A 22545-nucleotide genomic window follows, 5' to 3' on the forward strand; every position below is an offset into this window, starting at 1 on the left:
GCATAGACGCACATACCCGGCATGCGGCGGCATACCAGGAGACACCGCGGAAGAACCGACGGCAGAGCCAGTTTAATGAAGGTGTTCCGACTGTCTAGCCTTTCATTGCATCAATCTTCGCCGGATGCACTACGGATTTCGCAGGCGTTAGCGCCGTGTTCCGGGTCGGAGTCGGGTTCCGCGTGCCCGAAGAGGTCCGGCGGCTCCTCCCCCAGCATGCGCTCGGCGGCCGAGCGGTGCAGGCTCGCGGCGGTGGAGTCGCCGAGGCGCTCCAGCGTGTCGGCGAGCCGCAGCTGGAGCGCGGCCTGCAGCCGGACGTCCTCGGCGCGGCGCGCCCACTCCACCGCCTCCTGGCAGGTGCGCAGCGACTCCTCGGGCCGTCCCGCGTACTCCTGGACCCGGGCCAGCTCGCTCAACGCCCTTGCCTGCGCGGGCACATCGCCGTTCTTGCGGTGGCCGGAAACGGCCGCCCGCCACGCCCGCAGCGCCTCGCCGTAGCGGCCCGCGTAGGTGTGCGCGCCGGCGATACGGCCGTAGAGCCGGGCCGCCTCGGTACGCTCGCCGCGGGCCAGTCGCTCGGCGAGGGCACGGCCGAACCAGTCGGCCGCCCGGTCGTAGTCCCCCAGCTCCTGGTAGGTGCCACCTACGGATTCCATTGCGCGACCGGTCGCGTACGGGTCATTTGCGCTGCGTCCGGCGGCCAAAGCCGACCGATATCGCACCAACGCGTCGGTCGTCCGTCCGGTCTGCGCGTCCAGGTCGCCGAGGTTCAGGAGCGCGGCGGCCTGCTCGCGGGGCAGCTCGCGGCGCCGGGCGACGTCGAGGACGAGCCCGTGGATGCCGTACAGGTCGGGGGCCGCGGCCTGGGTGCCGAGGTGCGCCACCATGGCCTTGACCAGCTGCGCCATCAGGCGGCGGGCCAGCGTGTCGAGCTCACCGTCGGCGACCGCAGCGCGGGCGGCGGCCAGCAGCGCCGGGCGCCGTACGCGCAGCCAGTCGGCGGCGGCCCGGGGGGTGGGGAAGCGCAGCTCCCGCGGCAGGGCCTGGAGCTTCTCGCGGGCCTGCGGGTTGTCCGTCTCGGTGATCGCCCGGCAGGACTGCAGCAGCCGGACCGTGCGCTCCAGCATCCGGGCGCGGGCCAGTTGCAGCTCGCCGGCCCGCTCGTGGCTCTCGGCGAGCAGCAGGAGCAGCGGGTGCAGGCAGCCGGGGACCTCGTACTGGGGCAGCGGGGAGCCCACGGGGTGCAGCAGGCCGTGGCGGACCAGCTCGTCCAGGGTGGTGCGGGCGGTGTCGACCGAGCAGCCGGCCAGGGCGGAGGCGGTGTGCGGGTCGGCCAGGCCGGCCGGGGCCAGGCTGAGGAGGCGCAGTATCCGCGCGGAGCGGTCCGGCAGCTGGTCGTGCGCGAACCGGAAGACCCGGGCCAGCGCGGTCGCGTCGTCCGGCTCCGCGTGCAGCCGCTTGGCGAGGTCGGAGACGGCCGTCTGGGGGCGGGCGGCGAGCCAGCCGCCGGCCAGGGCGAGCGCGGCCGGCTGCGCCTGGCACGCCTCGACCAGCGACTCGGCGGACCGGGGGTCGACGGTGATGCGGACCGAGCCGGTGTGCCGGCTGAGCAGTTCCACGGCCGACTTGGTGTCGAGGCCGCCCAGGGTGCAGGGGCGGACGTCCGAGATCCCGGTGAGCGGGCCGCCGGAGACGACGACGGCCAGGCAGTCCGGGCTCTCGGGGAGCAGCACGTCGACCTCTTCGGCGCCGGGCGCGTCGTCGAGGAGGAGCAGCATCCGGCGCTGGGCGAGGGCGGTGCGCAGGGCGTGGGTGAGGTCGTCCGCGGCGGCGCCGGGCGGGGTGGGCAGCCGCAGGGCGGTGAGCAGGTCGCGGGCGGTGCGCTCGACGGGGACCGGGGTGCCGTCGGGCTCGGAGAGGCGGGCACGCAGTACCCCGTCGGGGTAGCCGGGGGCGACCTGCCGGACGAGTTCCGCGGCGAGGGCGGTGCGGCCGGAGCCGGGTCTGCCGGCGATCAGCAGGACCCGCGCGCGGGGGGCCTTGCGGCCGGCGATGGTGTCCAGGCCCGCGCGCTCGATGTCGGCGCGCAGCTCCTTCAACTCCCTTGTACGGCCCAGGAACCGGTCGTCCGTGGCCGCGGGCGCCGAACGCCGTACGCCGCCTGTGTCCACCGCCTGATCCGTCACGGGCCACACTCCCGTCCCACCGCATACGCAGGCCCGCCGGGGCTCCGGTTCGGGCGTTTCGGCTCAATCGCGTCGAGCCTAGTTCACGTGCGCGGACGTTCCCGGCGGAGCACGGCGGGCGCATCGCCCGATCGGATCAGGCGATGGTCACACCGGTACCCCAGGAGGGCGGGTTCAGGACACCGGAGGACGGGTTCAGGCCTCGAAGGGGCGGGCCGGCCAGGGCGCGTCGGCCGGGCGCAGCGCGTCGAGGCCGTCGCCCGTGCGGGCGGCGACCAGCGAGAGGACACCGGTCACGAGGCAGTTGTTGTGCACGTCGCCGGCGAGCACCAGGCGGACCAGCTCGTCGACCGGCACGCGCGCGTACTCCAGGTCGATCTCCTCGTGCTCGGTCTCGAAGCGCTCCCCCTCGGCCTCGGACAGGTCCCGGGCGAGGAAGATCCGCACCGCCTCGTCGCAGCCGCCGGGGGTGGTGTACAGGTCGGTCAGCACCCGCCAGTCCTCGGCCTTGACGTGCGCCTCCTCGTACAGCTCGCGCTGGGCGGCGTGCAGCGGGTTCTCGCCGGGGATGTCGAGCAGGCCGGCCGGGATCTCCCAGAGCTTCTGCCGGACCGGGTGCCGGTACTGGCGGATGAGCAGCACCCGGTCCGCCTCGTCGAGGGCCAGGATGGCCACCGAGCCGGGGTGGACCTGGTAGTCGCGGCGGACCACGGAGCCGTCGGGCATGACCACCTCGTCGGTGCGGACGGAGGTCTTGTTGCCCACGAAAGGGGTCTCCGTCGCGCGGATCTCCCACTCCTCGGGGGTGTCCTTGATCGTCATGCCGAACCCTTCCGGACGTACAGGAGGAAAACCGGGGTGCGCACCTTTGAAGGTATGCACCCCGGCCACCGTACAACTGGTGTGTTACTTCGAATTCTCCTGCTCCACGGCGCCCTGCTGACGCGCGACCGCTGCCTTCACCAGGCCCGCGAAGAGCGGGTGCGGGCGGGTCGGGCGGGACCGCAGCTCCGGGTGCGCCTGGGTGGCGACCAGGTAGGGGTGGACGTCGCGCGGGTACTCGACGTACTCGACGAGCTTGCCGTCCGGGGAGGTGCCGGAGAACTGCAGACCGGCCTTCTTCTCCAGCTCCCCGCGGTAGGCGTTGTTGACCTCGTAGCGGTGCCGGTGCCGCTCCTCGACGTACTCCTTGCCGTCGTAGACCTCGCGCACGATGGAGCCCTCGGCCAGCTTCGCCGGGTACATGCCCAGGCGCATGGTGCCGCCCATGTCGCCCTCACCGGCCACGATGTCCAGCTGCTCGGCCATGGTGGAGATGACCGGGTGGCCGGTGGCGGAGTCGAACTCGGTGGAGTTGGCGTCCGGGATGCCGGCCAGGTTGCGGGCGGCCTCGATCACGATGCACTGCAGGCCCAGGCAGAGGCCGAGCAGCGGGATCCGGTTCTCGCGGGCGAAACGGATGGCGCCGACCTTGCCGAGCACACCGCGGTCGCCGAAGCCGCCGGGGATGCAGATGCCGTCGACGTCGGCGAGCTGGGCCGCCGCGCCCGCCGGGGTCCGGCAGTCGTCCGACGTCACCCACTTGATCTTCACGCGGGCCTTGTTGGCGAAGCCGCCGGCCCGCAGCGCCTCGGTGACCGAGAGGTAGGCGTCGGGCAGGTCGATGTACTTGCCGACCAGCGCGAGGGTGATCTCGTGGTCCGGGTTGTGGACGCGGTCGAGCAGGTCGTCCCAGGTCCGCCAGTCCACATCGCGGAACGGCAGGTCCAGCTTGCGGACGACGTAGGCGTCCAGGCCCTCGCCGTGCACGGTCTTCGGGATGTCGTAGATCGACCGGGCGTCCGGGCAGGCCACGACCGCGGCCTCGTCGACGTCGCACATCAGCGAGATCTTGCGCTTGATGGCGGTGGGCACCTCGCGGTCGCAGCGCAGCACGATCGCGTCGGGCTGGATACCGATGTTCCGCAGGGCGGCCACGGAGTGCTGGGTGGGCTTGGTCTTCAGCTCGCCGGACGGGCCGATGTACGGCAGGAGCGAGATGTGCACCACGAAGACGTTGTCCCGGCCGACCTCGTGCCGGACCTGGCGGACGGTCTCCAGGAACGGCAGCGACTCGATGTCGCCGACCGTGCCGCCGACCTCGGTGATGACCACGTCGACCTCGTCGGTGGCCATGCGGCGGATGCGGTGCTTGATCTCGTTGGTGATGTGCGGGATGACCTGGACCGTGTCGCCCAGGTACTCGCCGCGCCGCTCCTTGGCGATCACCGTCGAGTAGACCTGACCCGTGGTGACGTTGGCGGAGCCGTCCAGGTCGCGGTCAAGGAAACGCTCGTAGTGGCCGATGTCCAGGTCGGTCTCGGCACCGTCGTTGGTGACGAACACCTCACCGTGCTGGAAGGGGTTCATCGTGCCCGGGTCGACGTTCAGGTACGGGTCGAGCTTCTGCATCACGACGCGCAGGCCCCGGGCCTTGAGCAGCATGCCCAGGCTGGAGGCCGTCAGGCCCTTGCCGAGCGAGGAGGCGACACCCCCGGTGACGAAGATGTGCTTGGTCGTCGTAGCTGCGCTGTTTTTAAAAGCATGCGGCGGCATGGCCAAGAGGGGGCTCCCGTGGTCGCGGTCTGTCGTGCGGTACGGCTGCCGTCCTGGAGTTTCCGGGGTGGTGCCGTCGCTGCGGTTCGGGGGTTTCGTGCCCACCGGTCCACGGGCTACCAGGGTATCAGCGCCGCGGAGAGATGGCTTCCGGCCACGCTCCGTACACACGTCGGCACGGACTTGGGGCCTGCCTTACCCGCTTTTCACCCAGGGCTCACCCGTTCGGCCCACACGGGTTGCTCGGAGCGGCACGCAGATCATCTACGTGCGTCGTATCCTGCTCGGACACTCGCTGCCGAGCCCGGCCGGAATAACGGCACACCCCCGCCCGTAACCCCCGGAACAACGAGAGCTCGGCAGTTCGTTGAGCTATGACTGTCGTTTTGCCTCAGGGCAGGGCGGGCTGCTTTGCTTCACCGCTCAACGACGTACAACAACAACCCCCCTTGACCGCACTAGCGACAGCCCCCTTCTGCCTGGGGGGTGACGTGGCCGTTCGACTGGAGTTGCACGTGGCCGGGCGCATCGAAGACTACGCACTCATCGGAGACATGCAGACCGCTGCCCTGGTCTGCCGGGACGGCACAGTCGACTGGCTGTGCCTGCCCCGCTTCGACTCGCATGCCATCTTCGCCGGTCTGCTCGGCACCGAGGAACACGGCTTCTGGCGGCTCGGCCCGGCGCACGCCGCCGACTCCGAGCCCCCGACCGCGGCGCGCCGCACCTACCGGGGCGACTCGCTGATCCTGGAGTCCGAGTGGGACACCCCGCGGGGCACGGTCCGGGTCACCGACTTCATGCCCCCGCGTGACGGCGCGCCCCAGCTGATCCGCATCGTCGAGGGCGTCACCGGCCGGGTGCCGATGCGCTCGGTGCTGCGCATGCGGTTCTCCTACGGCCGGGTCGTCCCCTGGGTGCACAAGCACGACGGCCGTACGGTCGCCGTCGCGGGCCCCGACTCGGTGTGGTTCGACACGGAGGCCGAGACCTACGGCAAGGCGCTGACCACGTACGCGGACTTCACGGTGGCCCCGGGCGACCGGATCGCGTTCACGATCTCCTGGGAGCCCTCGCACAAGCAGCCGCCCGCGCTGCCGGAGCCGGAGCAGTCGCTTCAGGCGACCGAGGACTTCTGGCGGGAGTGGGTCGAGCACTGCACGTACCACGGCCCGTACCGCGAGGCCGTGATCCGCTCGCTGATCACCCTCAAGGCCCTCACCTACGCCCCCACCGGCGGCATCGTCGCCGCGCCGACCACCTCGCTCCCGGAGGACATCGGCGGCGTCCGCAACTGGGACTACCGCTACACCTGGCTCCGCGACGCGGCCATCACCCTGTCCTCCCTGCTGCGCACCGGCTACCGCGAGGAGGCCCGCGCCTGGCGCGAGTGGCTGCTGCGCGCGGTCGCGGGCGACCCCGAGAACCTGCAGATCATGTACGGCATCGCGGGCGAGCGGGAGCTGGGCGAGGCCGAACTGGACTGGCTGCCCGGCTACGAGAACTCCGCGCCGGTCCGGGTCGGCAACGGCGCCGCCCACCAGCTCCAGCTGGACGTCTACGGCGAGGTCACCGAAGCCCTGCACCTGGCCCACATGACGGGACTCGCCCGCAACGACTACGCCTCCCTCCTCCAGCTCAAGCTCATCCGCTACCTGGAGGACCACTGGGACGAGCCCGACGAGGGCATCTGGGAGGTGCGCGGGCCGCGCCGGCACTTCGTGCACTCCAAGGTGATGGCCTGGGTCGCCGTCGACCGCACCATCAAGCTGATCGAGTCCGGGGACGCGGACGGCCCGCTGGAGCGCTGGAAGGAGCTGCGCGACGACATCCACCGGGACGTCTGCGAGCGCGGCTACGACAAGGAGCGCAACACCTTCACCCAGTCCTACGGCTCGCAGGAGCTGGACGCGTCGCTGCTGCTGATCCCCCAGATGGGGTTCCTGCCCCCGGACGACAAGCGGGTCATCGGCACCATCGAGGCGATCCAGCGCGAGCTGTCCACCTCGGACGGCTTCATCCTGCGCTACCCGACCTCGGGCGGCGAGGAGGGCGTGGACGGCCTGCCGGGCGACGAGGGGGCCTTCCTGGCCTGCTCGTTCTGGATGGCCGACGACCTCGCGATGATCGGGCGCGTCGACGAGGCCCGCAAGCTGTTCGAGAAGCTCCTCGCGCTCCGCAACGACCTCGGCCTGCTGGCGGAGGAGTGGGATCCGCGGCTGAAGCGGCAGGTGGGGAACTTCCCGCAGGCGTTCAGTCACGTGCCGCTGATCGACACCGCGCTGCGCCTCACGGCTTCCGGGGCGTACGGGGGATAGCCGCCGGGGGCGGGCGGACGCCGCCGGCCGCGGGCGAGGGTGCCGCGGAGGCGTTCGCCCAGGTAGCGTCCGCTCCATGGACAGCGGTAGGGGCAGTGGACCCGACACCCAGGGCGCCGGGATCACCGTGCAGCGGGCACTGGAGCTGCCCGGGCTGCGCAGCGGGCTGCCGGAGATCCTGGCGGGCGCCGACCGGCTGAGCCGCACCGTGCGCTGGGTGCACGCGGGCGAGGTGCCGAACATCGCCTCGCTGCTGAAGGGCGGCGAGCTCCTGCTGACCACCGGCTACGGCCTGGGCACCCGCCCCGCCGAGCAGCGGGCGTTCGTGCGCACGCTCGCCGAGCGGGGCATCGCCGCCCTCGTGGTGGAGCTGGGCGCGCGTTTCTCCCAGCTGCCCGCCACCCTCGTCGACACCGCCCGGACGACCGGGCTGCCGCTGGTGGTGCTGCACCGCGAGGTGCCGTTCGTGACGGTGACGGAGGAGATCCACACCGAGATCGTCAACCACCACTACACCCTCCTCCAGCGCGCCGAGGAGGTGCACCGCCGCTGCACCGAGGCCCTGCTGGGCGGCGGCGGGGTCCCCCAGGTGCTGGCCATCCTGGCCGACTTCGCCGGCAACCCGGTCTTCCTGGAGACCGCGGACGGGCAGCTTCTGTACGCCGCCGGGGCGGGCCCAGAGGGTGCCGATCCGCTCCAGGTGTGGGAGGGGCTGCGCGGCCAGCGCAAGGACGCGCAGCCGTCGGCCGGGGCGGTACTGGTGGACGTGCCGGGCGGCGGCCCGGGGGCGGGATCGGTGCGGGCCCGGCTGGTCCTGCTGCCCGTGCGCGGCCCGCTCACGCCCGTGCACCGCATCGCCGCCGAACGCGCCGCCGGCATCCTGGCCGTCGTCCTGATGCAGGCCCGTCAGGAGGAGGAACTGGCGGCCCGCGGGCGCGGCGACTTCCTGACCGACCTCGCCGAGGGCCGCATCACCGCGGAGGACGCCCCGGCCCAGGCCCGGGTCCTCGGCTTCAAGCCCGGCGGCAGCCCGCTGCTGCCGATGGTCATGCGGGTCGGCGACTCCCTGTCCCCCGGCGGCGGCTGGGCCGTGCTGGCCCGCGCGGTCGGCGAGGAGCTGGCCGCCGTGGGCGTGCCCGTCCTGCTGGGCGTACGACCGGTCGAGGGCCGCGTCCCGCTGCTCCTGGGCCTGCGTGCGGAGGCGGAGCGGACGACGGTCGCGGACCGGGTCGCGGCGGCGCTCAGGGCGGGGGTGGAACGGGCCGGGATGCAGCGCCCCGGAGCCGCTCCCCCGGTCGTGGTGGTCGGCGCGGCCGGCGGCTGGGCGGCGGCTTCGGCGGGCCTGCGGCACGCGGCCGAGACGGCGACGGCCGCCCAGGGCCTCTCCGACCGGCCCTGGTACGATGCCCGCCGCCTCGACATCGACCTCCTGCTGTGGCGGCTGCGCGACCATCCCGACCTGGCGGCCTTCGTCGACCGCGCGATCGGCCCGCTGCGCGACCACGACCGCCGCTCCAGGCCGCCGCTGCTGCCGACGCTGGAGACCTACCTGGCGCACGCCGGCCGCAAGGCGGAGACGGCCCGGGAACTCCACCTCAACCGGCAGACCCTCTACAACCGCCTCGCCCGCATCGGGGAGTTGCTGGGCACCGACCTCGACGACCCGCAGGTGGTCATGGCGTTGAGCCTGGCCCTGCGGGCCCGCCGGCACGTGCCCTAGAGCCCCGGGGCACGGGGCACGGGGCATCCGGCAGGGATTTACGGAAGAGGCCGGGGCTGCGTCAACTCGTCGTACACGCTGAGCACTTGGGCCACGGTCTCGTCCTCCGTGGGCCAGCTCGCCGCCTGCCGGGCACCCCGCTCGCGCAGCTCCGCACAGCGCTCGGGATCGTCCAGCAGGCGTACGACGGCGGCGGCGAGGGCCCGTGCGTCGCCGTACGCGACCAGCTCGGCCGCGTCCCCCACCAGGTCGGGGACACCGCCGACGGCGGTCGCGACGAGCGGCACGCGCGCGTGCAGGGCCTCCTGGGCGAGGACCGAGCGGGACTCCCAACTGCTGGGCAGCAGCGCCAGATCGGCGGCGGCGAGCAGCTCGGTGACGTCGTCGCGGCGCCCGATCAGCCGCACGGGCAGCTCCTCGTCCTCGATCCGCCGCTGCAACGCCGGGCGCAGCGGCCCCTCGCCGGCGATGACGAGGAGCGGTACGGGATCGAGCCGGCACCAGGCACGCGCCGCGTCCAGCAGGTGGTCGTAGCCGCGATGCCGGTCGAGTGAGCCGACGGCGATGAGCAACGGCCGTCCCATGGCGCCGAGTTCGGCGCGGACCTTGGGCCGCAGCAGCTCCGTCTCGTCCTGGTCCGCGGGCCGCTGCGGGCCGGGCAGCGCCACGGCGGCGAGCCGGGCGTCCCTGGCACCGGTACGGCGGGCCCGGTCCACCAGGTCGGAGGTGGTCCCGAGCACCACGGCGGCGGCCCGCACCACCCGCCGCTCCAGCATCCGCAGCAGATGCGCCCGGGCGCCCTCGGCGTGCGCCCGGTTGTGCCAGGTGACGACGAGCGGGGTGCTGCGACCGCTCAGCGCCAGCGCGGCGCGGAAGGAGGCGTGCAGGCCGTGGGCGTGCACCAGGTCGGCGTCCGTGCAGGCCGCGCGGAGTGCCGCGACCGATCCCGGGTCGCTGCTGCGCGGCACGTGCACGTGGTCGGCGCCGACGTCCGTGAAGCCATAGGCGTGATCGGCCTCGACGGGGGCGCACACCGTGACCCGCACGCCCCGCGCGACGAGGCCGGCGGCCAGCGAACGCACGTGCACACTGCTGCCGGCGTTGCCACCGCCCAGCACCTGCACGGTGCGCAGCGGCGACTGACCGTGCGGTGCGTTGCTGCTCACGGGGCTCACGCGGCCGGGGCTCCTGGTTCGGCGTGGGGCGGTCACGGGGGAACGTACAGAAGGTATCGGGGCCGAGGGCATCACCGCGCGCGCCTCCCCCGGACACGGTGTCCCTCTCAAGGATGCCAGCACGCAACGGTGTTCCGCGTATTCCGAGAAGGCACATACCGAGGCGGGCCGGGGCAATGCGCCGGACCGTATCACCCGGGAGGGTGACGAAAACGCCGACGGGGACGAACGAGAGGAAACGTGGCCGACGGTTTCCGGCCGACCGGGCGAACGACAGTGGGGCGGGGAAACGACGGCGAGGCGGGAAACGGTGGCGGGGCGGGTGGCGCTCCGCCACCCGCCCCCTCGGTCAGCGACGCGTCAGCGGTCCGCGCGTGCCGTCGCCAGCAGTTCCTCGGCGTGGGCGCGTGCCGTCTCCGAGTCCTCCTGGCCGGCCAGCATGCGGGACAGCTCCCGTACCCGCTCCTCGCCCTCCAGGACCTTCACGCCGGACCGGGTGACCGTGCCGTCGTTGGTCTTCTCGACCAGCAACTGGCGGTCGGCGAAGGCGGCGACCTGAGGGAGGTGGGTGACGACGACCACCTGCGCGGACTTGGCGAGCTTGGCCAGCCGCCGTCCGATCTCCACCGCCGCCTTGCCGCCCACACCGGCGTCGACCTCGTCGAAGAGGTACGTCGGGACCGGGTCGGTGCCCGCGAAGACGACCTCCACGGCGAGCATCACGCGGGACAGCTCACCGCCGGACGCGCCCTTGGCGATGGGGCGGGGCGGGGCGCCCGGGTGTGGGGCGAGGAGCAGTTCGACCTCGTCCGCGCCCGCCGGGCCGTAGGCCACCGCCCGGCCGCCGACCTCCACGCCCTCCGGGTCCTCGGTCTGCCGGATGGCGAAGGACACGCGCGCGTGGGGCATCGCGAGCGAGCCCAGTTCGGCGGTGACGGCGGCGGCGAAGCGTTCGGCGGCCTCCGTGCGCGCGTCGGTCAAGGCCTGGGCGAGACCGCCCAGTTCCGTCCGCAGGGCGTCCCGTTCGGCGGTCAGCTCGTCGATCCGCTCGTCGTCGCCGTCGAGTTCGGTGAGCCGCGCGGCGCCCTGCTCGGCCCAGGTCAGCACGGCGTCGATGCCGTCGCCGTACTGGCCGTACTTGCGGGTGAGCGCGGTGAGCGCGGCGCGCCGCTCCTCGACGGCCGCGAGCCGCAGCGGGTCGGCGTCCAGGTCGTCGGCGTACCCGGCCAGTTCGCCCGCCACGTCGCCCAGCAGGATCCCGACCTCGCCGATCCGGTCGGCGAGCGCGGCGAGCGCCGGGTCGTGCGACCGTACGGCCTCCAGGGCCCGGTGGGCGCCCGCGACGAGCGTGGCCGCGTCGATGCCCTCGGGGTCCTCGGGGTTGCCCGCGAGCGCGGAGTGCGCGGCGGTCGCGGCGGACGACAGCGCCTCGGCGTGCCCGAGCCGCTCCGCCTCCTCGGCGAGCTCGACGTCCTCGCCCGCCCTCGGCTCCACCCCGGCGATCTCGTCGAGCCCGTAGCGCAGCATGTCGGCCTCCTGGGCCCGCTCACGCGCGCGCGTGACGATCTCCTCCAGCTCGACGGCCACAGCCCGCAGCCGCCGGTAGGCCTCGCCGTACTTGGCCAGCGGCACGGCGACCCCGTCGCCCGCGTACCGGTCGAGGGCCTGCCGCTGCCGGGACAGCTTCAGCAGCCCCTGCTGGTCGGTCTGCCCGTGCACGGCCACCAGGTCGTCCGCGAGGTCGGCGAGCAGTCCCACGGGCACGCTCCGCCCGCCCAGGTGCGCCCGCGAGCGCCCCTCGGCGGAAACGGTACGGCTGATCAGCAGCGCCCCGTCGTCCAGCTCGGCACCGGCCTCCTCGGCCCGTACGGCCGCCGAGGCTCCGGCAGGCACGGTGACCCGTCCCTCGACGACCGCCTTCTCGGACCCGATCCGCACGAGCGCGGGATCGGCCCGCCCGCCGAGCAGCAGCCCCAGGCTGGTGACCACCATGGTCTTGCCCGCACCGGTCTCACCGGTGACGGCCGTGAACCCCGGCGACAACTCGACGACGGCGTCGTCGATCACTCCGAGGGACCGTATCCGCATTTCTTCCAGCACGGGGAAGACCTTACGAGGTCCGGGCCGAGAAGTGCGAGGTGCCCTTGTCACTCGGGCGGGTGTCCCTCCCTGAAGGGGCGCGGGGAACTGCGCGACAAGCCACGAATCACCCGCAGCCGCCGAAGCTCCCCGGCCACTCCCCACGAACCGCTAGTGCGGCGCCCCCCGCCACCCGGACACCGGCAGCGCGAACTTCGCCACTAGGCGGTCCGTGAACGACGCGTGATGCAGCCGCGCCAGCCGCACCGGCACGGCCCCTCGGCGTACCTCCACCCGCGCCCCCGGCGGCAGCTCGACGGTCCGCCGCCCGTCGCACCACAGGACGCCCGGCTGGATGTGCGGGAGCACCTCCACCGCAAGCACCGAGTCCGGCGACGTCACGAGCGGCTTCGCGAACAGCGCGTGCGCGGAGATCGGCACCATCAGCAGCGCCTCCACCTCCGGCCACACCACCGGCCCGCCAGCGGAGAACGCGTAGGCGGTCGACCCGGTCGGCGTCGACAGGACGATCCCGTCGCAGCCGAACCCGGTCACCGGCCGCCCGTCGATCTCCAGCACCACTTCGAGGAGCTTCTCGGCGCCCGCCTTCTGCACGGCCGCCTCGTTCAGCGCCCAGTCGGTGTGCACGATGTCCCCGTTGCGGTGCACGACGACGTCGACGGTCATCCGCTCCTCGACCTCGTACGCCTTGCTCACCACCCGGTCGACGACCTTGTCGAGGTCGTCCCGCTCGGCCTCCGCGAGGAACCCGACGCTCCCGAGGTTGACGCCGAGCATCGGCACCCCGGAGGCGCGCGCGAACTCGGCGCCGCGCAGCAGCGTCCCGTCACCGCCGAGCACGATCAGCAGTTCGCAGCCGTCGAGGCTGTGCGGCGAAGCCTCCTCGACGAGTTCGACCTCGTCGGGCAGCGGCAGGTCCTCGGCCTCGAAATCCAGGACCCGTACGCCGACTCCGGCCGCCAGCAGCCCCTTCACCACGAGTTCGGCGCTGCGGATCGCCGCGGGCCGCCCGGTGTGGGCCAGCAGGAAAACAGTACGAGCTCGGTTCTGTGTCAACGCGGCCCCTCCGCCACTGCACGGTCAACGTCGGCCGGATCCAACTCGGGTGCGCCGGCCCGCAGCCACAGAAAGTACTCGACGTTGCCGGACGGCCCGGGCAGCGGACTGGCGGTGACACCGTTCACCCCGAGCCCCAGCTCCCACGCCTTCTCGGCAACCCCCCGCACGGCCTCCGCCCGCAGCTGCGGACTCCGTACCACTCCTCCGCTGCCCAGCCTCTCCTTGCCCACCTCGAACTGCGGCTTGACCATCATCACCAGGTCGGCGTCCGGCTTCACACACCGCGCAAGGGCCGGCAGCACCAGCCCGAGCGGGATGAAGGACAGATCACCCACGACAAGATCCACAGGCTCCCCATCGATCGCTTCAAGCGTCAACTCGCGTACGTTCGTACGGTCCTTGACGGTGACGCGTTCATCGCTCTGCAGAGACCACGCGAGTTGGCCGTATCCGACGTCGACCGCGACGACGTGCGCGGCCCCCGCGCGCAGCAGCACATCGGTGAAGCCGCCGGTCGACGCACCGGCGTCCAGCGCCCGCCGTCCCTGGACCACGAGCCCCTGCGGGACGAACGCCGCCAGCGCGCCGGCGAGCTTGTGGCCGCCCCGCGACACGTACTCGGGATCGCTGTCGTTGGACTGGACGACGATGGCGGCGGCGGTCTCCACCTGGGTGGCCGGCTTGGTCGCGACGGCCTTGCCGACGGTGACCCGCCCGGCGGCGATCAGCTGGCTGGCGTGCTCGCGCGAGCGCGCCAGCTTCCGGCGGACCAGCTCCGCGTCCAGACGGCGACGTGCGACTCCTGCCACGGTGGGTTCAGCTCCTGCTCTGGTGGTACGACGGTGCGGGCGGCCGGCCGGCGCTCGGCGGTGCCGGCGCCGGGGGGCCCGAAGGTCCCGGGGGTCCGGGGCGGGTGTCGAGCGCGGTCAGCGCGTCGCGCAGCCCCCGGTGTACATCCTCGTACACCTCAAGGTGGCCGTCCGTGGCGAGGTGGTCGGCGTCGGCCAGCCGGTCGAGCTGTGCGTCGACCTCGGCGTCGCCGGTGGGGGTGCGGGGGACGTCCAGCGGGGCGGGCGCGGCGGCGTCGTACTCGGGTTCGACGGCGGCCACTTCCTCGGCCCCCGTCGCCGGGGCCGCCACCAGGCCTTCGGGCGCAGAGTCGGTCATGCCCCGACGCTACATCGAAGCCCTGGGGTACCGTCGATCGCGATGGCCACGATCGAGGAGTGCCGCGCCGCACTCGACAAGCTCTCGCACAGCATGGGCGGCGCCGAGGGCGGCGTCCGCGCGGCTGCCGCCATGGACCGCACGGTGAGCTGCCACATCACCGACCTGGACGTCACCTTCGCCGGCCGGCTCACCGGCGGCCGGATCGAGGTCGAGGAGACGTTCCCCGGGCCGCCGCGGGAGAAGGCGCAGATCGGACTCGCCATGGCCGGCGACGACCTGGTGGCCCTGGTCGACGGTGAGCTGAACTTCGCCGGGGCCTGGGGTTCGGGCCGGGTGAAGCTGGAGGCGAACCTGCTGGACCTGTTCCGGCTCAGGAAGCTGCTGTGACCCGCGCCCTGCGGGCCGCCGGCACCACCAGCGGGGTCCCCGTCTCCGGGTCGTCGATGATCTGACAGCGCAGCCCGAACACCTCCTCGACCAGCTCGGCGGTGACGACGTCGTTCGGGGCGCCCTCCGCGACGACCCGGCCGTCCCTGAGCGCGATGAGGTGCGTGGCGTAGCGGGCCGCGTGGTTGAGGTCGTGCAGGACGGCGACCAGCGTCCGGCCCTGCTCCTCGTGGAGTTCGGCGCACAGGTCGAGGACGTCGATCTGGTGCTGGATGTCCAGGTAGGTGGTCGGCTCGTCGAGAAGCAGCAGCGGGGTCTGCTGGGCGAGCGCCATGGCGATCCAGACGCGCTGGCGCTGGCCGCCGGAGAGTTCGTCGACGTACCGGTCGGCGAGCTCGGCGACCCCGGTCTGCGCCATGGACTCCTGGACGACCCGCTCGTCCTCGGCGGACCACTGGCGCAGGATGCCCTGGTGCGGGTACCGGCCGCGGCCGACCAGGTCGCCGACGGTGATGCCGTCGGGTGCGACGGAGGACTGCGGGAGCAGGCCGAGGGTGCGGGCGACCTTCTTCGCGGGCATCGACTGGATGACCTGGCCGTCAAGGAGCACCCGGCCCGCACTCGGCCTGAGCATCCGGGACAGCGCGCGCAGGAGCGTCGACTTGCCGCAGGCGTTGGGTCCGACGATCACCGTGAAGGAGCTGTCGGGGATCTCCACCGACAGCTGCTCGGCGATGACGCGCTGGTCGTAAGCGAGGGTGACGTTCTCGGCGGACAGGCGGTTCACGGTGCTCCTCGGGTTGTTCGTCGTGCCGGTGGGTGGCGCGCTCATATCCGGCCCGCCTTGCGCTCGGTGACGAGCAGCCACAGCAGATAGACACCGCCGAGGACGCCGGTGACCACGCCCACGGGCAGCTGGTCGGAGCCGAAGGCGCGCTGCGAGGCCCAGTCGGCGGTGACCAGGAGGGTGGCGCCCATGCAGAGGGAGGGCAGCAGGTTGGGGCCGGGCGAGCGGGTGAGGCGGCGGGCCAGCTGGGGCGCGGTGAGCGCCACGAAGCTGACGGGGCCCGCTGCGGCGGTGGCAGCCGCGGTCAGCAGGACGGCGGCCACCATCAGCAGCATCCGGACCCGCTCGACCCGTACCCCGAGGGCGTTCGACACGTCGTCGCCCATCTCCATCATCCGCAGGCCCCGCGCATTGGCGAGGACCAGCGGGACGAGCACGGCGCACAGCGCGAGCAGCGGCCAGACCTGGCTCCAGTCCCGGCCGTCGAGGGAACCGGTCATCCAGACGACCGCGCGGGCCGCGTCCACCAGGTCGGCCTTGGTGAGCAGATAGCCGTTGACGGCGGTGACGATCGCGGAGACGCCGATACCGACCAGGACCAGCCGATAGCCGTGCACGCCCTGCTTCCAGGCGAGCAGATAGATGGCGAGACCGGTCAGCAGACCGCCGATCAGGGCGCCGACGGTGACCTGGGCGGCGCTCCCGGACATCAGCACGATCACGACGAGCGCGCCGGACGTGGCGCCCTGGGAGAGGCCCAGGACGTCCGGGCTGCCCAGCGGGTTGCGGGAGATCGCCTGGAACAGCGCGCCGCCGAGGCCCAGCGAGGCACCGACCAGCAGACCGACCAGGACCCGGGGCAGCCGCAGGTCGTTGACGATGAACTCCTGCCCGGCGGTGCCGCTCCCGAGCAGGGTCTTCACCACGTCGCCGAAGGAGATCGGGAAGTCGCCGGTGCCGATCAGCACGACGCTCGCCGCGGACGCGGCCAGCAGCAGCGCGGCCACCACGGCCAGCGCGCGCAGGTCCGCCCGCAGGGAGAGCCCGCCGGGGGTGCGCAGAGTACGTGTGGTCTTCACAGCGGTCCTCACAGCTGGGCCGTCCTCCGCCGTCGTACGAGAAGAATGAAGACAGGGCCGCCGACGACCGCGGTGACGATGCCGACCTGGAGCTCCGCGGGGCGGGCCACGATCCGGCCGACGACATCGGCGCCGAGCAGCAGCACGGGCGACAGGACCGTCGCGTACGGCAGGATCCAGCGCAGGTCGGGGCCGGTGAACGAGCGCACGACGTGCGGGACCATCAGGCCGACGAAGGCGATCGGGCCGCAGGCGGCGGTGGCCGCGCCGCACAGCACGGTGGCCGCGAGCATGGCGAGGGCCCGCGTGCGGCCCAGATGGGCGCCGAGGGCCCGGGCGGTGTCGTCGCCCATCGCCACCGCGTTCAGCGGCCGGGCCAGGCCCAGGGCGAGCAGCGCGCCGGCCACGAGGAACGGCAGCACCTGAAGGATCGTCGAGTTGTTCGCCGAGGCCAGCGAACCCACCGTCCAGAACCGCAGCTTGTTCAGCGCCGCGTCGTCCGTGATCATCACGGCCTGGAGGTAGCCGTAGAGCGCGGCGCTGATCGCCGTACCGGCGAGTGCCAGCCGGACGGGCGTGGCGCCCCGGCTGCCGCCCAGGAACCACACCAGTGCGCCCACCACGGCCGCCCCGAGGAACGCGAACCACACATAACCGCTGAGGGTGCTGACGCCGAAGTAGGTGATGGCGGTGACCACCGCGGCCGACGCTCCCGCGTTGATGCCGAGCAGTCCCGGGTCGGCGAGCGGGTTGCGGGTGAGCGCCTGGAGCACCGCCCCCGACAGGCCGAGGGCGGCACCGGCCAGCAGGCCGAGGACGGTCCGCGAAAGCCGCGTGCCGACGACGACGTCGCCGTACGTACCCGTGTCGTGGAACAGGCCGTGCCAGACCTGGTCCAGGGGCAGTTGTTTCGCCCCGATCGCGATGCTCGCCAAGGCGACGAGCAGCAGGATCACGACGGAGACGAGGAGCCCGAAGGCCCGGATCGCCCGACGGGTCGGGGGCGCGGGAGCGGCGCCCGCGCGCTGTTCGGGGGGACTGTCGACCAACACGAGGTTAGGTTAGCCTACCCTCGCATCGCGCCTCGATGCCGTGTCCCCGTGAGCCCCGGTGCCGATGCGGACAGGTCCCCGCCCGGTGCCGGGGCCTCAGAGCCCCAGCCGCGCCAGCGACTTGCCCCCGTCCAGCTCACAGGCGCCCTCGCCGGCCGCCGTCCAGGCCGCCGCGCACAGCGCCCGCAGCCCGTCGAGCGCCTCGCCGTCGCCCGCCAGCTCCAGCCGGTCGGCAGCCGCCGTCGCCGTCCAGCCACCGCACCGGAAGCCGTCGCCGTCCGCCGTGACCTCCGGCTGCCCGGTGAGCAGCCCGCGCAGATCGGCGTCGACATAGGTCGGCCGGTGCTGCGGCGGCGCGGCGAGCAGCTGCCGGCCGTCGGTGACCCCGGTCAGCACGAGCAGCGAGTCGACCCCGCCGTTGAACGCGCCCTCGATGTCGGTGTCCAGCCGGTCCCCGACCACCAACGGCCGCTCCGCACCCGTCCGCAGGATCGTCTCCCGGTGCATCGGCGGCAGCGGCTTGCCCGCCACCTGCGGCTCCGCGCCGGTCGCGATCCGGACCACCGCCACCGCCGCGCCGTTGCCCGGCGCGATCCCACGCCCGCTCGGGATCGTCAGATCGGTGTTGGACGCGAACCACGGCACCCCGCGCGCGACGGCGTACGACGCCTCGGCGAACCGCCCCCAGGTCAGATCCGGGCCGCCGTAGCCCTGCACCACGGCCGCCGGATCGTCGTCGGCGGACTCCACCGGCTCAAGGCCCCGCTCCCGCAGCGCGACCCGCAACCCCTCGCCGCCGATCACCAGCACCCGTGCCCCGGCCGGCACCTGCTCGCTGATCAGCCGCGCGACCGCCTGCGCCGAGGTGATGACCTCGTCGGGCCCCGTCGGGATGCCCAGCTCGCTGAGATGCCCGGCCACCGCGTCCGGCGTCCGGAGCGCGTTGTTGGTGACGTACGCCAGACGCATGCCGCCCGCCCGGGCGACCTCCAGCGACTCCACAGCGTGCGCGATCGCACTGCCGCCCGCGTACACCACCCCGTCCAGATCGAGCAGCGCCGTGTCGTACGCCGTGCTCAGGGCCTGTCCGCTGCCCTCGGGACCAGTCCTGACGCCCTGGCTCATCCCCATCGCTCCTCGTCACTCCTCGTCACTCTTCGTCCGCCCGCGTTTCACCGTCGATCATCCCGCACGCCACTGACACACGTACGATGCCGGGATGAACACTGCAGGTCACTCGGAAGCAACGGAGCGCCGAGGCCTGGAACTCACCCCGTTCCGAGGCCTTCGCTACGACCCGGACCGGGTCGGCAGTTTGGCCGCCGTCACCTCCCCGCCGTACGACGTCGTCGTACGCCCCGACGGCGTACACCATCTCCAGTCCGCCGACCCGCACAACATCGTCCGCCTCATCCTCCCCCAGGCAGGTACCCCCAGCGCCGGTACCGAACAGGCGGCCGACACCCTGCACCGCTGGCAGGCCGAGGGCATCCTCGCCGCGGATCCCGAACCGGGCCTGTACGTCTACGAACAGCACGACGGGAACGGCCTGCTCCAGCGCGGTGTCATCGGCGCCCTGCGGGTCTCGGAACCGTCCGAGGGCGTGGTCCTGCCGCACGAGGAGGTCATGCCCCCGGTCGTCGCCGACCGCGCGGCCCTGATGCGGGCCACCTCGGCGAACCTCGAACCCCTGCTGCTGACCTACCGGGGCAACGGCGCAGCCGCGGAGGTCATCGACACGGTGGCCGACCGCACCCCGCTCCTCGCCACCACCACGGAGGACGGCTTCCACCACCGCCTCTGGTCGATCACCGACCCCGCGGAGGTCTCCCTCGTCCAGGCCGACCTGGCCCACCGCCAGGCCCTGATCGCCGACGGCCACCATCGCTGGGCGACCTACCTGCGTCTACGCGCGGAGCATCCCTCTCCCAGCCCCTGGGACTACGGCCTGGTCCTCCTCGTCGACACCGCCCGCTACCCGCTGCGCGTCCGCGCCATCCACCGCCTGCTGCACGGTCTGCCGGTGGCGGAGGCGCTGGAGCACGTCAAGGGCCTGTTCCGGGTACGACGGCTCGACGTCCCCCTGCCGGCGGCCCAGGAGGCACTGGCGGACGCCGCCTGCGCCGGCAACGCGTTCCTGCTGGCCGGCGACGGCGCGTTCCATCTCATCGACCGCCCGGACCCGGACCTCCTGACCCGGACGATCCCCGACGAGCGCCCGGCCGCCTGGCGCACCCTGGACGCCACCGTCCTGCACGCCACGCTCCTCGACCACGTCTGGCGCATCCCCGAGGACTCGCCCGCGCACATCGCGTACATCCACGACACCGCGGCGACGGTCGCCAAGGCCGAACGCGACGGCGGTACGGCCGTGCTCCTGCACCCGGTCCGCGAGGAGGTCGTCCGCGACCTGGCCCGCCAGGGCGTGACGATGCCCCGCAAGTCGACGTCGTTCGGCCCGAAGCCGGCATCGGGGCTGGTACTGCGGGCGCTCGACGTCTGAGGGCCTGCCGGAGCCACAGAGAACACGGAGAACCCAGAGAACCCAGAGAACCCAGAGAACCCAGAGAACACGGGGAACACGGGGAACAGAAAAAGGGCAGACCCCGATCGGGGCCTGCCCTCTGTCCGTCACTCGGACAACCGGTCTCCGAGCTCAGTCCCGCTCGCCGTCGGCGTCGGATTCGGCCTTGGGCTCGGCCTTGGGCTCGGCGTCGGAGTCGGCTTCGACGTCGGGCTCGGCATCGAGCTCGTCCGTGGCCGCCGCCTCGGGCTCGGCCTCGGGCTCGATCTCCGTCGCCGTCACGGTCTCGGTCTCGGTCTCGGTCTCTTCGGGAGCCTCCTCGGAGTCCTCCTCGTCGAGGGCGTCGACGAACTCGACACCGTCCATCTCGGCCAGGCGGTCGGAGGCGTCCGTGCTGCCGTCCCGGTCGGCCTCGACGGCTTTCGCGAACCACTCCCGCGCCTCGTCGGCACGCCCGGCGGCGAGCAGGGCGTCCGCGTAGGCGTACCGCAGCCGCGCGGTCCACGGCTGTACGGAGCTGGAGGCCAGCTCGGGGCTCTGCAGCGTCACGATCGCCGCGTCCAGCTGCCCCATGTCACGCCGGGCGCCGGCGGCGACGAGCCGCATCTCGACCTGGCCGGCCTTGTCGAGCTTGTGCACGTCGGGGGCGCCTGCCATGTCCAGCGCCTTCTCCGGCCGACCGAGTCCACGCTCGCAGTCGGCCATCACCGGCCACAGGTCGACGGTGCCGGTCATGCGCCGCGCGGCCCGGAACTCGGCGAGCGCCTCGGCGTACTTCTGGTTCGCGTAAGCGGCGAACCCGGCCGCCTCCCGGACGGCTGCGACACGGGAAGCCAGCCGCAGGGCCACCCTGGAGTAGCCGTACGCACCCTCGGGGTCGTCGTCGATGAGCCGGGCGACCATCACCAGGTTCTTGGCGACGTCCTCCGCGAGCGTCTTGGGCAGGCTCTGCAGCTCCTGCCGTACGTCCTTGTCGATCTCGTCGCCGGTGACGTCCTCCGGGATCGGCAGGCGCTTGATCGGCTCACGGTCCCGGTCCCGCTCGTCACGGAAGCGGCCACCGCCGCGCCGGTCGTCACGACGGTCGTCGCGCCGGTCGTCCCTGCGGTCGTCACGGCCGCGGTACCCCCCGCCGCGGTTGTCGTCGCGCCGGCCGTAGCCGCCACCGCCACCGCCACCGCCACGGGTGTCATCGCGACGGGGACCGCGGTCACGGTCGTCCCGACGTCCGTAACCACCCCGGTCGCCACCCCGGTCGTCACGCTGGAACCCCGGACGAGAACCACGGCTGTCATCACGCCGACCGTAACCGCCACCACCGCCACCACCGCGGTTGTCGTCACGACGGTCATCACGACGCCCGTAGCCACTGCGGTCGTCGCGGTCGTCACGCCGGAAAGCAGGACGGTCGCCACGGTCATCGCGACGGTCGTCCCTGCGGTCGTCCCTGCGGTCGTCACGGCGGTCATCGCGACGGAACGCGGGGCGATCCCCACGGTCATCGCGACGGGGACCGCGGTCACGGTCGTCACGACGCCCGTAACCACCCCGGTCGCCACCCCGATCGTCACGCTGGAACCCCGGACGAGAACCACGGCTGTCATCACGCCGACCGTAGCCGCCACCACCGCCGCCACGGTTGTCGTCACGACGGCCGTAACCGCCAGCACCTGCGCCACGATTGTCGCGGTCGTCACGCCGGAAAGCAGGACGGTCGCCACGGTCATCGCGCCGATCGTCCCTGCGATCATCGCGACGGTCGTCACGGCGGAACGCGGGGCGATCCCCACGGTCATCGCGACGGGGACCGCGGTCACGGTCGTCACGACGCCCGTAACCACCCCGGTCGCCACCCCGATCGTCACGCTGGAACCCCGGACGAGAACCACGGCTGTCATCACGCCGGCCATAACCGCCGCCGCCACCGCCACCGCCACGGTTGTCGTCACGACGCCCGTAACCGCCAGCACCTCCGCCGCGGTTGTCATCACGGCGGTTGTCATCACGACGGTCGTCCCGACGGGCATAGCCGCCGCCACCACGGTTGTCGTCACGACGCCCGTAACCGCCGCCGCCACCGGTGCGGTTGTCATCGCGGCGGCCGTAACCACCGCGATTCCCACGGTCGTTGCGGTCACCACTGTCCCGTCGCCGCTGGTCGCGCTCCGGTCGGTCGTCGGGAGAGTTGGTGGACATGGCGACTCCTGTCTTCGGTACCGCAAGCATTGTAAAAACAAAAGGACCCCTGGTCCCAGCTGAACGCTGGGACCAGGGGTCCTCCAAAGATTGCTCGGCGGCGTCCTACTCTCCCACAGGGTCCCCCCTGCAGTACCATCGGCGCTGTAAGGCTTAGCTTCCGGGTTCGGAATGTAACCGGGCGTTTCCCTCACGCT

At 72.8% G+C, this 22545-nt stretch carries 18 protein-coding genes and 1 rRNA gene; 4 read left to right on the forward strand and 15 right to left on the reverse strand.

Annotated elements, in window-relative coordinates; all coding sequences use genetic code 11:
* Positions 1-110: 110 nt before the first annotated feature.
* From AB0D74_RS31455 to AB0D74_RS31465, 3 genes are all read right to left on the reverse strand, one after another.
* Positions 111-2186: a tetratricopeptide repeat protein gene (locus AB0D74_RS31455; protein WP_362594524.1), complete on the reverse strand. Its 2076-nt coding sequence runs from the start codon at positions 2184-2186 to the stop codon at positions 111-113.
* A gap of 195 nt (positions 2187-2381) precedes the next feature.
* Positions 2382-3008, reverse strand: coding sequence for an NUDIX hydrolase (locus AB0D74_RS31460; protein WP_362594526.1), 627 nt, complete (start codon positions 3006-3008; stop codon positions 2382-2384).
* Between the two features lie 84 nt (positions 3009-3092).
* Positions 3093-4781, reverse strand: a complete 1689-nt coding sequence (locus tag AB0D74_RS31465) for a CTP synthase (RefSeq protein WP_362594558.1) — start codon at positions 4779-4781, stop codon at positions 3093-3095.
* Positions 4782-5296: 515 nt separating this feature from the next.
* Between AB0D74_RS31465 and AB0D74_RS31470 the strand changes: the two genes are divergently transcribed.
* Both AB0D74_RS31470 and AB0D74_RS31475 read left to right on the forward strand, forming a co-directional pair.
* Entirely contained in the window at positions 5297-7099 is a 1803-nt protein-coding gene (locus tag AB0D74_RS31470) for a glycoside hydrolase family 15 protein (protein WP_362594560.1), read from the forward strand.
* Positions 7100-7175: 76 nt separating this feature from the next.
* On the forward strand, positions 7176-8819 hold the full coding sequence (locus AB0D74_RS31475) for a PucR family transcriptional regulator (RefSeq protein ID WP_362594528.1): 1644 nt from the start codon (positions 7176-7178) through the stop codon (positions 8817-8819).
* Positions 8820-8857: 38 nt separating this feature from the next.
* Here the strand turns inward: AB0D74_RS31475 and AB0D74_RS31480 are convergent, their stop codons facing one another.
* The 5 genes from AB0D74_RS31480 to AB0D74_RS31500 form a co-directional block, all read right to left on the reverse strand.
* Positions 8858-9994 (reverse strand): glycosyltransferase family 4 protein, encoded by a 1137-nt coding sequence (locus tag AB0D74_RS31480; protein ID WP_362594530.1) that lies wholly within the window; start codon positions 9992-9994, stop codon positions 8858-8860.
* 360 nt (positions 9995-10354) lie between these two features.
* Complete coding sequence (recN, locus tag AB0D74_RS31485) at positions 10355-12082, reverse strand: DNA repair protein RecN (protein WP_362594562.1); 1728 nt, start codon at positions 12080-12082, stop codon at positions 10355-10357.
* A gap of 162 nt (positions 12083-12244) precedes the next feature.
* On the reverse strand, positions 12245-13150 hold the full coding sequence (locus tag AB0D74_RS31490) for an NAD kinase (RefSeq protein WP_362594532.1): 906 nt from the start codon (positions 13148-13150) through the stop codon (positions 12245-12247).
* Positions 13147-13962 carry a TlyA family RNA methyltransferase gene (locus AB0D74_RS31495; protein ID WP_362594534.1) on the reverse strand — a complete coding sequence of 272 codons (816 nt, stop codon included), beginning with the start codon at positions 13960-13962 and terminating at the stop codon, positions 13147-13149. Before AB0D74_RS31495 ends, AB0D74_RS31490 begins: the two co-directional genes overlap by 4 nt.
* A 7-nt stretch (positions 13963-13969) precedes the next feature.
* On the reverse strand, positions 13970-14320 hold the full coding sequence (locus tag AB0D74_RS31500) for a hypothetical protein (RefSeq protein WP_362594536.1): 351 nt from the start codon (positions 14318-14320) through the stop codon (positions 13970-13972).
* A gap of 42 nt (positions 14321-14362) precedes the next feature.
* Between AB0D74_RS31500 and AB0D74_RS31505 the strand changes: the two genes are divergently transcribed.
* A complete protein-coding gene (locus AB0D74_RS31505) occupies positions 14363-14710 on the forward strand; it encodes a sterol-binding protein (protein ID WP_362594538.1) in 348 nt (115 codons plus the stop codon).
* Here the strand turns inward: AB0D74_RS31505 and AB0D74_RS31510 are convergent.
* The 4 genes from AB0D74_RS31510 to AB0D74_RS31525 all read right to left on the reverse strand — a co-directional run bounded on the left by AB0D74_RS31510 (position 14694) and on the right by AB0D74_RS31525 (position 18753).
* The gene (locus tag AB0D74_RS31510; protein WP_362594540.1) at positions 14694-15542 is read right to left on the reverse strand and encodes an ABC transporter ATP-binding protein; all 849 of its coding nucleotides are present in this window, start codon (positions 15540-15542) and stop codon (positions 14694-14696) included. The genes AB0D74_RS31505 and AB0D74_RS31510 overlap by 17 nt on opposite strands.
* Positions 15539-16576, reverse strand: coding sequence for an iron chelate uptake ABC transporter family permease subunit (locus AB0D74_RS31515; protein ID WP_362594542.1), 1038 nt, complete (start codon positions 16574-16576; stop codon positions 15539-15541). Before AB0D74_RS31515 ends, AB0D74_RS31510 begins: the two co-directional genes overlap by 4 nt.
* A gap of 8 nt (positions 16577-16584) precedes the next feature.
* Positions 16585-17628, reverse strand: coding sequence for an iron chelate uptake ABC transporter family permease subunit (locus AB0D74_RS31520; RefSeq protein ID WP_362594544.1), 1044 nt, complete (start codon positions 17626-17628; stop codon positions 16585-16587).
* 96 nt (positions 17629-17724) lie between these two features.
* On the reverse strand, positions 17725-18753 hold the full coding sequence (locus AB0D74_RS31525; protein ID WP_362594546.1) for an HAD-IIA family hydrolase: 1029 nt from the start codon (positions 18751-18753) through the stop codon (positions 17725-17727).
* A 94-nt stretch (positions 18754-18847) separates the two neighbouring features.
* Between AB0D74_RS31525 and AB0D74_RS31530 the strand changes: the two genes are divergently transcribed.
* Complete coding sequence (locus AB0D74_RS31530) at positions 18848-20131, forward strand: DUF1015 domain-containing protein (RefSeq protein ID WP_362594548.1); 1284 nt, start codon at positions 18848-18850, stop codon at positions 20129-20131.
* Positions 20132-20284: 153 nt separating this feature from the next.
* Here AB0D74_RS31530 and AB0D74_RS31535 read toward each other — a convergent pair whose 3' ends face one another.
* From AB0D74_RS31535 to rrf, 3 genes are all read right to left on the reverse strand, one after another.
* Positions 20285-21163 (reverse strand): tetratricopeptide repeat protein, encoded by an 879-nt coding sequence (locus AB0D74_RS31535; RefSeq protein ID WP_362594564.1) that lies wholly within the window; start codon positions 21161-21163, stop codon positions 20285-20287.
* On the reverse strand, positions 21055-22290 hold the full coding sequence (locus tag AB0D74_RS31540) for a hypothetical protein (protein ID WP_362594566.1): 1236 nt from the start codon (positions 22288-22290) through the stop codon (positions 21055-21057). Before AB0D74_RS31540 ends, AB0D74_RS31535 begins: the two co-directional genes overlap by 109 nt.
* A 150-nt stretch (positions 22291-22440) precedes the next feature.
* A 5S ribosomal RNA gene (gene rrf / locus AB0D74_RS31545) occupies positions 22441-22545 on the reverse strand; the annotation flags it as partial.

The organism is Streptomyces sp. NPDC048278 (genome assembly GCF_040652195.1).
Classification (GTDB): Bacteria; Actinomycetota; Actinomycetes; order Streptomycetales; family Streptomycetaceae; genus Streptomyces.

What these genes read in the sequence shown, in the direction of transcription:
- AB0D74_RS31460 (WP_362594526.1), bottom strand. Translation starts at nt 3,008, where the DNA reads ATGACGATCAAGGACACCCCCGAGGAGTGGGAGATCCGCGCGACGGAG.
- AB0D74_RS31465 (WP_362594558.1), bottom strand. Translation starts at nt 4,781, where the DNA reads ATGCCGCCGCATGCTTTTAAAAACAGCGCAGCTACGACGACCAAGCAC.
- AB0D74_RS31475 (WP_362594528.1), top strand. Translation starts at nt 7,176, where the DNA reads ATGGACAGCGGTAGGGGCAGTGGACCCGACACCCAGGGCGCCGGGATC.
- recN (WP_362594562.1), bottom strand. Translation starts at nt 12,082, where the DNA reads ATGCGGATACGGTCCCTCGGAGTGATCGACGACGCCGTCGTCGAGTTG.
- AB0D74_RS31500 (WP_362594536.1), bottom strand. Translation starts at nt 14,320, where the DNA reads ATGACCGACTCTGCGCCCGAAGGCCTGGTGGCGGCCCCGGCGACGGGG.
- AB0D74_RS31505 (WP_362594538.1), top strand. Translation starts at nt 14,363, where the DNA reads ATGGCCACGATCGAGGAGTGCCGCGCCGCACTCGACAAGCTCTCGCAC.
- AB0D74_RS31510 (WP_362594540.1), bottom strand. Translation starts at nt 15,542, where the DNA reads ATGAGCGCGCCACCCACCGGCACGACGAACAACCCGAGGAGCACCGTG.
- AB0D74_RS31525 (WP_362594546.1), bottom strand. Translation starts at nt 18,753, where the DNA reads ATGAGCCAGGGCGTCAGGACTGGTCCCGAGGGCAGCGGACAGGCCCTG.
- AB0D74_RS31530 (WP_362594548.1), top strand. Translation starts at nt 18,848, where the DNA reads ATGAACACTGCAGGTCACTCGGAAGCAACGGAGCGCCGAGGCCTGGAA.